11 protein-coding genes are annotated in these 12,443 nt (G+C 70.5%); 5 read left to right on the top strand and 6 right to left on the bottom strand.

What is annotated here, in order from left to right:
• Nucleotides 1-94 precede the first annotated feature (94 nt).
• The 5 genes from HNR13_RS03805 to HNR13_RS03785 form a co-directional block, all read right to left on the bottom strand.
• Nucleotides 95-724, bottom strand: coding sequence for a helix-turn-helix transcriptional regulator (locus tag HNR13_RS03805; RefSeq protein WP_179604523.1), 630 nt, complete (start codon nt 722-724; stop codon nt 95-97).
• On the bottom strand, nt 721-1,548 hold the full coding sequence (locus tag HNR13_RS03800; RefSeq protein ID WP_179604522.1) for a DUF4097 family beta strand repeat-containing protein: 828 nt from the start codon (nt 1,546-1,548) through the stop codon (nt 721-723). Before HNR13_RS03800 ends, HNR13_RS03805 begins: the two co-directional genes overlap by 4 nt.
• A gap of 276 nt (nt 1,549-1,824) precedes the next feature.
• Complete coding sequence (locus HNR13_RS03795; protein WP_179604521.1) at nt 1,825-2,427, bottom strand: antibiotic biosynthesis monooxygenase; 603 nt, start codon at nt 2,425-2,427, stop codon at nt 1,825-1,827.
• Between the two features lie 90 nt (nt 2,428-2,517).
• Nucleotides 2,518-2,865, bottom strand: coding sequence for a hypothetical protein (locus tag HNR13_RS03790; RefSeq protein ID WP_179604520.1), 348 nt, complete (start codon nt 2,863-2,865; stop codon nt 2,518-2,520).
• 415 nt (nt 2,866-3,280) lie between these two features.
• Nucleotides 3,281-4,318 (bottom strand): LacI family DNA-binding transcriptional regulator, encoded by a 1,038-nt coding sequence (locus tag HNR13_RS03785; protein ID WP_179604519.1) that lies wholly within the window; start codon nt 4,316-4,318, stop codon nt 3,281-3,283.
• A gap of 366 nt (nt 4,319-4,684) precedes the next feature.
• Between HNR13_RS03785 and HNR13_RS03780 the strand changes: the two genes are divergently transcribed.
• The 5 genes from HNR13_RS03780 to HNR13_RS03760 are packed head-to-tail and all read left to right on the top strand — an operon-like array spanning nt 4,685 to nt 10,971.
• Nucleotides 4,685-5,932: a sugar ABC transporter substrate-binding protein gene (locus HNR13_RS03780; RefSeq protein ID WP_179604518.1), complete on the top strand. Its 1,248-nt coding sequence runs from the start codon at nt 4,685-4,687 to the stop codon at nt 5,930-5,932.
• A 14-nt stretch (nt 5,933-5,946) separates the two neighbouring features.
• Nucleotides 5,947-7,080, top strand: coding sequence for a carbohydrate ABC transporter permease (locus HNR13_RS03775; RefSeq protein WP_179604517.1), 1,134 nt, complete (start codon nt 5,947-5,949; stop codon nt 7,078-7,080).
• Nucleotides 7,077-7,991 (top strand): carbohydrate ABC transporter permease, encoded by a 915-nt coding sequence (locus HNR13_RS03770; RefSeq protein ID WP_179604516.1) that lies wholly within the window; start codon nt 7,077-7,079, stop codon nt 7,989-7,991. Before HNR13_RS03775 ends, HNR13_RS03770 begins: the two co-directional genes overlap by 4 nt.
• Entirely contained in the window at nt 7,988-8,965 is a 978-nt protein-coding gene (locus HNR13_RS03765) for a Type 1 glutamine amidotransferase-like domain-containing protein (protein WP_343063448.1), read from the top strand. Before HNR13_RS03770 ends, HNR13_RS03765 begins: the two co-directional genes overlap by 4 nt.
• Nucleotides 8,962-10,971: a glycogen debranching N-terminal domain-containing protein gene (locus HNR13_RS03760; RefSeq protein WP_179604515.1), complete on the top strand. Its 2,010-nt coding sequence runs from the start codon at nt 8,962-8,964 to the stop codon at nt 10,969-10,971. Before HNR13_RS03765 ends, HNR13_RS03760 begins: the two co-directional genes overlap by 4 nt.
• Nucleotides 10,972-11,320: 349 nt before the next feature.
• On the opposite strand, the gene HNR13_RS03755 is transcribed toward HNR13_RS03760, so the two are convergent.
• Entirely contained in the window at nt 11,321-12,382 is a 1,062-nt protein-coding gene (locus tag HNR13_RS03755) for an NAD(P)-binding domain-containing protein (protein WP_179604514.1), read from the bottom strand.
• Nucleotides 12,383-12,443 lie beyond the last annotated feature (61 nt).

Below are 12,443 nucleotides of genomic sequence, written 5' to 3'. Positions count from 1 at the left end.
GGAGTCGGCTCGTCATCGGCCTCACTGGGAGCGAGATGAGCATGGGCTGAGACTTTCTGGGATTCTTCCGAAAACCCGCTCTCACCGGCCGATTTCAGCCGCGGCCGATCGCCTCGACGATCGCCCGGCGCACACGGAGCAGCTCGTTCTTGAGAAGCGGCACGACGTCCTCCGGGAGCGCGCCGCGCGCCGCCTGGGAGCGCAGGTCGGTGCGCAGCTGCTGGCGGAACTCGTTGATCGCGACCTCCGCCTCTCGCGCCGCCGCGTTCGCGGCCGCGCGCGCGTCCCGGCCCGCCTCGCGCGCCTCCTGCCGCGCGTCGACCCGGTGCGCGTCGCGCTTGGCCTCCCGCGCCGCCGAGGCCAGCTCGGCGCGCAGGGTGCGCATGGCGTCGTTCACGCCGGCCCGGACCTCGTCCGCGAGCCGGCGGACGGAGTCGGTGACCTCGTCCTCGATCGCGTCCAGCTCGGGCTCGCGGGCGGCGAGCTCGGCGCGGCCGGCGTCGGTGATCGCGTAGACGGTCTTTCGGCCGTCCGTCGTCTTGGTGACCAGCCCCTCCTCCTCCAGCTTCGCCAGCCGGGGGTAGATGGTGCCGGCGCTCGGGACGTACGTGCCGCCGAAGCGGTCGCTCAGCGCCTGGATGAGCTCGTAGCCGTGGCGCGGCTCCTCGGCCAGGAGGCTGAGCAGGTAGAGGCGGAGGCTGCCGTGGGCGAAGACGGGGGTCACGCCGACGCCTCCCGCTGAGCCGCGGAGCTGCGGAGCACCGAGACGGCGCCGGAGACGGAGTTGACCGTGATGTCGACCCAGTAGCCGTCGAGGCTGCCGGTGGTCGCGGTGTACCCCTTTCCGGCGGAGCCGACGACCATGACGTTGTCGAGCTGGACGCGGCCGGAGACGGTGTTGGCCCGGTAGCGGGCGCCGAGCGCCTCGGGGATGCGGATGGTCGTGTCGCCCGAGACGGTGTTGACCTGGATCTCGTCGGGTGTGCCGGAGATGTCCACCATGATGTCGGCGGAGACGCCGTCCGCGGTGAAGCGCGGGATGGCTCCGGTGGCCGTGATGTCCCCCGAGACCGTGTGCGCGGTGATGCGCCCGGTGTGACCGCGGGCGGAGAGCTCTCCGCTGACGGAGTTGAGCTCGAGGGCGCCTTCGAGGCCGTCGATCACCACGTCCCCGGAGACGGTGCTGAGCCGCGCGTCGGTCTTCAGGCCCGAGATGAGGGCTCCGGCCGAGACCACGCCGAACTTGAGGGCGACGTCGCGCGGGACCAGCACGCTGATGTCGGCGCGGGCGCTGGAGCGCATCGACTTGAAGACGTCGATGAAGTTGTCCCAGCGCAGCTGCGGGTGGTCGATCTCGAGGCGGTCCTCGTCGATGCTGACCTTGAGGTCGCGGCCGGACACCGAGTGGACCTCCACCCGGGCCCCCGGCTCGTCGTGACCGATGATGTCGATCTGGCCGCCCAGCAGCCCGACCTTGAGGGAGCGGACCAGCTCCACGTCGATCGTGCGGCTCTCGCCGGGCTGGATCAGCCACTTCTCCTGTGCCATGCTCTCGCGCTCCTTGCCTCGTGTACGTGCGTACGTGCTTCGTGCGTTCGGGCTCCGGCGGAGCCCTCGGTGACTCGCGATATATCGCGATGTTGACAAATTCACGATATATCGCGAGTGAACGCGACGCAACCCTCCGCCCCGAATCTCAGGGTCGCCTCAGGGACATCCCCCACCCGCGCACTCCCGCCTGCCCAACCCGCGAGTACGCAGAAAATCAGGCGAAAACCGCCGAGTGCGCAGATATTCGTCGTACTCGGCAGGTGCCTGGGGTGGTCAGCGGCGGGCGAGCCAGGGGTGCAGGAGGCGGGTGACGAAGGGGAGCAGGAAGTAGGTCATCGTCGGAGTGAGGAGCAGCGTCGTGATGAGGACGGTTGCGAGCGGCCACAGCTGGTGCCAGCCGGGCACGAGATAGAACGTGAAGTAGGTGAAGGCGAGCGAGAGCGGGAAGAATCCCAGCCAGATCGTCACGGCCTGCTTCCAGCGCGGCGGGGCGGCCGGGACGCCGGGCTGCGGCTCGTCGAACCAGCCCTCGATCCCGGTGCGGCGCTCCACGCGCGACACCTCGACGAGCTCGCGGCCCTCGTACAGCCAGTCGGCACGGTCGTCCGAGGCCTCCCACGCCTCCAAGGACGCGGCGTCGGCGAAGCGGTAGAGCATGTGCCACTCGTGCGAGTGGGCGTTCGCGCGCACCCAGCCGGAGCCGAGGAAGCCCTCGTAGGTGTTGGCCAGATTGACGCCCGCCTGGACCCAGTGCGTGACCTCGGGGAGACGGCTGGGGTCGACGCGGCGGGTGATCGAGACGGTGACGGGGATGCGCGGGGGAGTGTCCGGGTGCTGCGCTTGTGGCGCGGAGGCGTTCGGCTCTTGTGGAGTCATGCCTCCATTGTCGCCGCCGCGGGTTTCGGGCGCGTTTCGGCGCCGCGGGTGCCGCTGCCCCGATAGCCAGGCGTCACCCTCCGGTCGGCGTCAGCGGTAGAGGATCCACATGTAGTTGGTCCAGGAGACAGCCGTGTTCAAGTCGGGTCCGGAGGCGTTCGGGAACGGCATCCGCCCTCCCGGGCAGGTGTACACCACGTTGTAGCCACCCGCGACCGGCCACGTCTGAACATCGGAGCAGTACACGCTCGTCGTCGAGTTGTAGGCGATCCAAGCCGCATTGCCGGCGGCGTCGGCGGGAGTGTTCCCGACACCCTTGAACGTCTTCCATTGCAGGGACTGCCCCCAGCCGATGGTCCCATCTGTGCTGACCGACCAATCATGAATGGTTTCCGAGCACGAGATGGTGGCCAGGTAGCCACCGGCGGTCGGGACCACGGATTGAGTCTGGCAATTGGATGCAGCACTCGCCGGTGTGGCGACAGCGAGCCCGAGCGCCGCAGTCGCTGCGACGGTCGCGACCACGACACCGAGCCGTCGAACAAGTTTCCTCACGATATCTCCTTCGATTGTGCGACGAGGAAGCAAGGCGTCGTACGCCTTCAGAGCCTCACGTGTGACGAAAATCTAGCGTTGTTGTGGTTACATTTCAATGATAGACAGGGAGCTGCGCGTCTGGTAGTAAGCAGGCGACGTCAATGCCGCAACGACGACGTCAGCCGACCGATCCCGACATCACGCTCGGACGCGGCGCACAGCGCCGCATCAAGCGACCGCCATTCCCACGCGACGTCGCCGGCGGCGTTTCTGCTCTCCCCGACGAGGTTCTGCGCTTTTTCGCAGCGCCCTGCGCTCAGCGCGCGCCGAGGAGGGTCGCGCCCTCCCGCAGCACGAGCTGCGGCGTCACGAGCCGGTGCCGCGGGTCGTCCACCGAGGACTGCACCCGGCCGCCGTGGGCGCCGGTCAGCAGCTCGAGCACGCCGGAGGCCACCTCGTCCAGCGGCTGGCGCACGCTGGAGAAGCCCAGCGACGCGGCAACCGGGGTGTCGTCGTAGCCGATCACCGGGATGCTGCCTCCGGTCGCGGTGAGCGCCCCGAGGGCGAGGGAGTCGGACGCGCACACCACGGCCTCCACGTCGACGCGCGCCGCGAGGCGGCGCATGGCCTCCGCGCCGAACGGCACGCCGTCCTCGGCGGCCTCCTCCAGCGTCGCGAGGGTCGTCTCGTCCACCGCGCGGGCGTCGCGCATCGCCTCCAGCCAGCCCGCCCGGCGGTCGTCGCCGGTCCCGGAGCCGGCGGGCCAGCCCAGGTAGCCGATCCGCCGCAGGCCCAGCGCGAGGAAGTGGTCGGTCGCCTCCCGCAGGCCGGCCCGGCCGTCCACATCGACCCACAGGTGCAGCGGGTCGGTCATGTCGTCGATGCCCCACGGCCGGCCGAACGTGACGAACGACTGGCCGTGCTCGATCAGCCACTCCGTGCGCGGGTCCCCGTGGAAGGTCGAGGTCAGCACGAACGCGTCCACGTCGGCGCCGTCGGAGAGCCGCCGGAACTGCTCGATCTCGTCCTGCGGATCGTCCGCCGTGAAGAGCAGGACGCGCAGGCCCTTGCGATCGGCCTGCTCCGTGAGCGCGTGCAGGAAGCGGTCGAGCACGCTGCCGGAGATGCCGTCGCGGGTCATCGGGTCGAGGCGGATGCCGATGGTGGAGCTCTTCTGCGTGCGCAGCCGGCGCGCCGAGGCGTGCGGCCGGTAGCCGAGCGAGCGGATGGCCTCCTCGACGCGTTCGCGGGTCTCCGGGCGGACGATCGCAGGGGTGTTCAGCACGTTGGAGACGGTCTGCCGCGACACGCCCGCGGCGTCGGCGACGTCGCTGACCGTCGGCTGCGCACCCATGCTCATCCCTCCCCGGCGCGCTCCCGGGCGGACCCGAGAAACGCTGTCTCAGACCTTACCGCTGCGTCGCCGTGCTCGTCGGCTGCCCCGCTTGACACGTCCGGAAGGCCGTGACTATGGTGACAGCGTCCCCATTTGATCGTTCAAAGTGCACTGTAGCATCATCGAATTTGATCGATCAAAGGGGCGTCCACCCAGAACGAGACCGCAGGAGGTCGGATGCGCGCAGAGCAGCGGGCCATCCCCACCGCTCCCGTCGTCGTGTCCTCCACAGGCCTGCGTTCACCGCGTACGATCCACGACTTCGGCGACCCCGACCGCGTCGGCCCGGCCGTTCGGGCACACTCACACCAAGGAGAGAAACACATGCGAAGAATCACATCCCGCTGGCTCGCGGGCGGCGCCGTCGCCGCCGCGGCCGCCCTCGCCCTCACCGCCTGCGGCTCCGGCTTCGGCGGCAGCGGCAGCAGCGACACCGGCAAGCTGACCTCGTCGAACAAGGCGCTCACGGTCATGATCGGCTCGTCCGGCGACGCCGAGACGGCCGCGGTCAAGTCCGCCGTCGGCGACTGGTCGAAGAGCTCGGGCACCACGGCCAACGTCGTGGCCGCGAGCGACCTCAACCAGCAGCTCTCGCAGGGCTTCGCCGCCAAGAAGCCGGCGGATGTGTTCTACCTCTCGACCGACGCGCTCGCCGGCTACGCCTCCAACGGCTCGCTGCTCGCGTACGGCGACCAGCTCGCCAACAAGAGCGACTTCTACCCGAGCCTGGTCAAGTCCTTCACTTACGACGGCAAGTTCTACTGCGCGCCGAAGGACTTCTCCACCCTCCAGCTCATCATCAACAAGGACATGTGGAGCGCCGCCGGCCTGACCGACAGCGACATCCCCAAGACCTGGGACCAGCTCGAGGCCGTCGCCAAGAAGCTCACCGCGGCCGGCCACGTCGGCCTCGGCATCTCGGGCGAGTACGCGCGCATCGGCTCCTTCATGGTGCAGGCGGGCGGCAACCTGATGAACGACGACAGCACCAAGGCGACCGCCAACAGCGACGCCAACGTCAAGGCGCTCGACTTCGTCAAGCAGATGCTCAACGCGGGCGACCTCAAGTACGCCAAGAACCTCGGAGCGGGCTGGGGCGGCGAGGCGTTCGGCAAGGGCCTGGCCGCGATGACCATCGAGGGCAACTGGATCACCGGCGCCATGAAGTCCGACTACCCGAACGTCAAGTACCAGGTCGCCGAGCTCCCGGCCGGCCCCGCCGGCAAGGGCACCCTCCAGTTCACCAACTGCTGGGGCATCGCCGCCGACAGCCCCAACCAGGCCGCCGCCCTCAAGCTCGTCGAGCAGCTGACCAGCAAGGACGACCAGCTCGCCTTCTCCAAGGCGTTCGGCCCGATGCCGTCGATCAAGTCCGCCGCGAGCGAGTGGAAGTCGGCCAACCCCGACCTCGTCCCGTTCCTCAACGCCGCCGACTACGCCAAGGGCGTGCCGACCGCCAAGGGCGCTGCCGACGTCGTGACCGACCTCAACAGCAAGCTGGAGACGCTGGCCACGAGCGACCCGAAGACGATCCTCGACGCCACGCAGAAGAACCTCGAAGCGCTGAAGTAAGGATTGCAGCCACCATGTCGCAAGCCACGAGTCGGTCTCGCCGTTCCGGAATCCGGCGCGGCGAGGCCGCCTCGGGGTGGTTGTTCACCGCCCCGGTCATCCTGCTGCTCGGCGTGTTCCTCGTCATCCCGGTGCTCATGGCGCTGTGGGTCAGCTTCTCCGACTGGGGAGGGCGCGGCAGCCCCTTCTCCTCCGACGTGAACTTCGTCGGGCTCAAGAACTACACGACCCTGCTGGCGGGCGGCGGGCTCGCGGAGCAGGACTTCGGCATGGCGCTGAAGAACAACGCCTGGTACGTGGTGCTGGTCGTCCCGATCCAGACCGCGGTCGCGCTCTTCCTCGCGGTGCTCGTCAACCGGGCCGTCCTGCGCGGGCGCGGCTTCTTCCGCACCGCCTTCTACTTCCCGTCGGTGACCAGCTCGGTCGCCATCACCGTGCTGTGGCTGTTCCTGTTCAGCACCTCCGGCGCGGTGAACAAGGTGCTCTCCTGGTTCGGCGTGAACGGACCGAACTGGTTCAACGACCCGAGCGGGATCATCCACAACCTGCTCGGCGTGTTCGGCGTCAGCACGGGCCCCGCCGCCCTCACCCAGAACACGCTGCTCGGCGTCTCCTGGTGGGACTGGCTGGGCGGGCCGTCCGTCGCGATGACCGCGTACATCATCATGGCCGTGTTCACCACGAGCGGCACCTTCATGCTGCTGTTCATCGCGGCCCTGCAGAACCTCGGCGGCGACATCACCGAGGCCGCCATGATGGACGGCGCCAACGGCTGGCAGCGGTTCTGGCGCATCACGCTCCCGCAGCTGCGGCCGACGCTCTTCACCGTCCTGACCCTCGGCTTGATCGGCTGCTGGCAGGTCTTCGACCAGATCTACACCGGCAGCAAGGGCGCGCCGAGCAAGACCACGCTGACGCCGGCGTACCTCTCGTACCAGACCTCGTTCACCAACCAGGAGTGGGGCCAGGGCGCCGCGATCGCCTTCATCCTGTTCGTCATCATCGTGCTGTTCACGATCTTCCAGCGCTGGGTGCTGCGCGAGCGCACGGTCTCCAAGCGGCGCATGCGGCCCTACGACGCGATGGTGATCGCCGCGACCGCGCCGAGCAACTCGTCCGGCTCCGCCATGAAGGGAGGCCTCGGATGACCGCCACCTCAACGGTCGCCGCGTCGGCCACGACGTCGCCGGGCGCCTCCGCTCCGCGACCGGCGCGCCGACGCCGCCGCACCACCGGCAGCATCGCGGCCACGTCCGTCAGCTACGCGATCCTCGTCGTGCTCGCGGTCGTGTACATCATGCCGTTCCTCATCCAGGTGGCGACGTCGTTCAAGACCGACGCCGACGCGACGGCCAACCCGGTGTCGCTCATCCCCCAGGTGTGGACGACGGCGGCCTACACGAAGCTGTTCGTCAACTCGGACTTCCCGATCTGGTTCATGAACTCGGCGATCGTCACGGTGTTCGTGACCCTCGGCCGCGTGTTCTTCAACTCCCTCGCCGGCTACGCCCTCGCCCGGCTGCACTTCCGCGGGCGCGGGTTCGTGTTCGCAGCGCTGGTCGCGGTGATGTCCGTGCCCATGGTCGTGCTGCTCATCCCGAAGTTCCTCGTCATCAACCAGCTCGGCATGTACGACTCGTACACCGGCATGATCCTGCCGCTGCTCACCGACGCGGCCGGCGTCTTCATCATGAAGGGGTTCTTCGAGTCCATCCCGGCCAGCGTCGAGGAGCAGGCGCGCATCGACGGCGCCGGAACCTTCCGGGTGTTCTGGTCGATCGTGCTGCCGATGGCGCGGCCGGCGCTCATCACGATCATCATCCTGTCCTTCCAGGGATCCTGGAACGAGCTGGCGCACTTCATCATCTCGACGCAGGACCCGTCGCTCACCACCCTGACCAAGGGCGTCGCCGGGCTCGCGAGCGGGCAGCTCAGCCAGGGCAGCCAGTACCCGATCAAGCTCGCGGCCGCCGCGATCATGACCATCCCGGTCGCCGTGCTGTTCTTCATCTTCCAGCGCCGGATCATGAACTCCAGCGAGGGAGCGGTGAAGGAGTGACGGCCATCGCCCCCACGGTCCTGGCCACCTGCGGCGGCCTCGTCGCCGGCGACTGGACCGACTCGCTCTACGGGCCGCTGCTGCACCACGCGATCGAGCTGGCGCAGGTCGTCGGCCGCCGCCCTCGGGTGACGCACATCAACACGGCCGGCGGCGACCAGCGGCACGTCGAAGGCGCCGAGCTGGAAGCCGCGCGCGCCGCGGGCGTCGACGCCAGCCACGTGCGCTTCTTCCCGCACCCGAACATCCCCGACCTCCGCGCGCACGTTCTCGCCCAGGACGTCGTGTGGGTCAGCGGCGGGAGCCTGCTCAACCTGCTGGCGGTCTGGCGCGCGCACGGGCTCGACGAGATCCTCCGGGAGGCCTGGCAGCGCGGCGTCGTGCTGGCCGGCGGCTCGGCCGGAGCGCTGTGCTGGCACGAGGGCGGAACCACGGCGTCCCGCGGACCAGACATCTCGGCGCTGCCCGACGGCCTCGGACTGGTGCCGGGATCACTCGCGGTCCACTACGACTCCGATCCACGCCGGCGGCCCGCCCATCAGGCGGGAGTCGCGTCGGGTGAGCTGCCCGGCGGCTACGCGCTCGAGGAGGGGACCGGTCTCGTCTACCAGGGCACGACGCTGGTGGATGTGGTGTCGGAGCGCCAAGGCGCGACCGTCTGGCGCGTGCAGCGCACGGAGGCCGGCGGGACGACGGGGGTGAGCGAGACGCGGATCGAGCCGCGGCTGCTGCCGCCGCTCCTCGAACCGGCAGCGGGCCTCGCCGCTCGCGAGACCACGGTCCTGGCGGCGTCGCCGGTCGGCGACGGCGCGTCCCGTGCCTCGGACGCCGCAGTCTCGATCACCTCGCCGAACGGCGCCCCCGTGTCCCCCACCCCGGACGCCCCCATCGAGTCCGCAGCGATGCCTCCATCCCACACGACTTCCCCATCCCCCACACCATCCACGATCGAGGAGGCGCGAACGCCACGATGACCCAGCCGCTCCAACCCCTGCTGCACGACAGCGTCGTGGTGCTCACCGCGCCCAGCCAAGCCTGGTCCGCCGCGGACGGCACCGTCGACGGCAGCGGGATCCACGGGTTCTACCACTCGGACCTCCGGGTGCTCGACCGCATCCTCCTGACCGTCGGCGGCGAGCTGCCCGAGCACATCGCCACCGCCGGCCCCGACGCGGCGAACGCGGTCTTCACCGCGCTGGCCCGGCGGATCGACGATGCCACGGCAGACCCCCGCGTCCGGCTGGACCGCACGCGCACGGTCGCGGCGGGGAGCCTGCGGGAGCGGATCGTGCTGCGCAACGCCCTCCGCTCCCCGATCGCGACGACCGTCGAGGTGGCGGTCCGCGGCGACTTCACCCCCATGCAGACGGTGAAGGCCGGGCTGACCGGCGCCGAGCATCCGGTCTCCACGGAGGTCGCCGCCACCCAGGGCGCCGACGCGGGCGTGGTCTTCCGCTCCGGGCGGGTGACCGCCCGGCTCCGGGCCGCCGGCGCGCACGTCGCCGTCGACGGCCAGGACGCGACGCTCCGCTGGGAGGTCGAGGTCCCCGCGAACGGTCAGGCCGTCGTGGAGTGGGCGGTCGACGTCGACGACCCGACGGCCGTCGTCGCGGGCGCGGAGCCGTCCGCCGACTGGGCAGCGTTCCGCGCGGCCACCGGCGACTCGCGGCTGTCCTCCTGGCTCGACCGGGCGCTCACGGACCTCCAGTCGCTCCGCATGTCCACCACGGCCCGGCCGGACGACACCTTCCTCGCGGCCGGCGCTCCCTGGTTCTTCACGCTGTTCGGGCGCGACTCGCTCTGGGCCGCGCGTCTGCTGCTGCCGCTCGGGACCGACCTCGCCGCCTCCACGCTGCGCGTCCTCGCCCACTTCCAGGGCACCGAGAACGTCGGCGCGACCGCCGAGCAGCCAGGCAAGATCATGCACGAGCTGCGGCCGGCCGAGCTCACCATCCCGGGCGAGGGTGTCGTGCTCCCGCCGCTGTACTACGGCACCGTCGACGCGACCGCGCTCTGGATCGGCCTGCTCCACGACGCGTGGAAGTGGGGGATGGCGGACGACGAGGTGCGCGAGCTGCTCCCGGCGATGCAGGCGGCGCTCGCCTGGATGCGCGACTACGGCGACAGCGACGGCGACGGATTCCTCGAGTACGTCGACACCACCGGCCACGGTCTCGCCAACCAGGGCTGGAAGGACTCGGGCGACTCCATCCAGTGGAAGGACGGCACGCTCGCGGACGGCCCGATCGCGCTCTGCGAAGTGCAGGGCTACGCCTACGAGGCCGCGGTCGGCGGCGCCGAGCTGCTCGACGCGTTCGGCCTGGACGGTGGCGACGAGTGGCGCGCCTGGGCGGCGGAGCTGAAGAGCCGCTTCGGCGCCGCGTTCTGGATCGACGACCCCGCAGGCGCCTACCCCGCCGTCGCGCTGGACGCCGCCAAGCGCAAGGTCGACACGGTGACCAGCAACATCGGCCACCTGCTCGGCACCGGCATCCTCACCCCCGAGCAGTCGGAGCTCATCGCGCGCCGCCTGGCGTCGCCCGAGTTGTCCTCCGGCTACGGCCTCCGCACCATGTCGACCGACTCCGGCGGCTACTGGCCGCTCAGCTACCACGGCGGCTCGGTGTGGGCGCACGACACCGCGATCGCGATTGTCGGGCTGTCGCGCGACGGCCACGCGGCGGAGGCCGACCTCCTCGCGGACGGCCTGCTCGCCGCGGCGGACGGCTTCGGCTACCGGATGCCGGAACTGCACTCCGGTGACTCCGCCGAGCAGACCAGCGCGCCGATCCCGTACCCGGCGGCGTGCCGCCCGCAGGCCTGGTCCGCGGCGGCGGCCGTCGCGGTGCTGTCCGCCCGCCTCGGCCTCCGGGCCGACGCGCAGGCGGGGGAGCTCGACGTGCGCCCCACCCCGGGGGCGGGCAGCATCCGCGTCAGCGGCCTCCGCTTCGCGGGCGCGCGCCGCGACCTGGAGGTGTAGCCGCGCGATTCGTGCCGAATGTCGGCTCTCGCCCCGCGAAAGTCGACATTCGGCACGAATCGCGGTCCCTTGCGCGCCTGGCAGGCGGTCTCCACATTCGGCACGAATCGCGGCTTTCGCCCCGCGAAAGCCCACATTCGGCGCGAATGTCGGCCCCACCCCCACCTCGCTGCGGGCACCCACATTCGGCACGAATCGCGGCTTTCGGTCGGGCGGATTCGACATTCGGCGCGAATGTCGACCCCACCCCCACCTCTCCGCGGGCACCCACATTCGGCACGAATCGCGGCTTTCGGGCGGCCGGATTCGACATTCGGCGCGAATGTCGGCGCGGGCGGCGAAGGATGCGCTAAATCTGCGCCATGATCTGCCGCGCGATGACGCGGCCGGCGCGGTTCGCGCCGATCGTGCTCGCCTGCGGGCCGTAGCCGGCCAGGAAGATCCGCGAGTCCTGCCAGGACGCACCGGAGGCGACGGTCAGGCCGCCGGCCTTCTCGCGCAGCTTGAGCGGGGCCAGGTGACGCAGCTCGGGCCGGAACCCGGTCGCCCAGATGATCGCGTCGGCCGGCGCGGTCGAGCCGTCCGCCCAGACCACGCGGTCGCGCTCGATACGTGAGAACATCTCGCGCTCCACCAGCAGGCCGCGCTCGATCCCGGCGGCGATCCGCCGGGTGCGCGGCACCCCCGTGCCGCTGACGATGCTCGGCAGCGCCAGGCCCGCGCGCGCCGCCGCGTCCTGCGCGGAGACCGCGGCGACACCGCCCTCGATCGTGAGCTCGGACTCGTCGCGGAAGTCCACCGGCCGCCGGGTCGCCCAGGTCAGGCTGCCCGCGACGCCCTCCAGCTCCAGCAGGAAGCCGATCGCGCTCGTGCCGCCGCCGACGACCACGACCGACTGCCCGGCCAGCTCCTCCGCCGACACGTACGACGACGTGTGCAGGTGGCGTCCCGCGAAGTCGTTCATCCCCGGATACCACGGGATGAACGGAGCGCCCCAGGTCCCGGACGCGTTCACCACGACCCGGGTCCTGGTCTCGCCGTGGTCGTGCGCGACCACCAGGTCCGCACCGCGGTCGTAGACCCGCGAGACGGTCACCGGCCGCTGCACCTGGAGCCCGTAGTGCTCCTCGTAGCGGCGGTAGTAGCCGGCGACGATGTCCTTGGCCGGGAGCGACCGATCGGCGGTGTCGAAGCTGAGCCCCAGCTCCGCCATTCCCGGGAGGTCGTTCACGTGGTGGGCGCTGCCCAGCCGCAGGGCGTCCCAGCGGTGCTGCCACGCCCCTCCGGTGCCGGGGCCGCGGTCCAGGACGACGAAATCCTCGCCCGGCGTCAGCTCGAACCGGCGCAGGTAGTAGGCGACCGCCAGCCCGGCCTGCCCGGCGCCGACGATCACCACCTGGGTGTCGGTCATGCCACTGATCACGCGCTCATTCCATCATCCGACGCTGTGCGGGAACTCGGGGTCCATAGGG

This window comes from Leifsonia shinshuensis, from assembly GCF_013410375.1.
Classification (GTDB): domain Bacteria; phylum Actinomycetota; class Actinomycetes; order Actinomycetales; family Microbacteriaceae; genus Leifsonia; species Leifsonia shinshuensis.
Note: the sequence above shows the minus strand (reverse complement) of the source record. Positions and strands in the feature narration are given on the sequence as shown.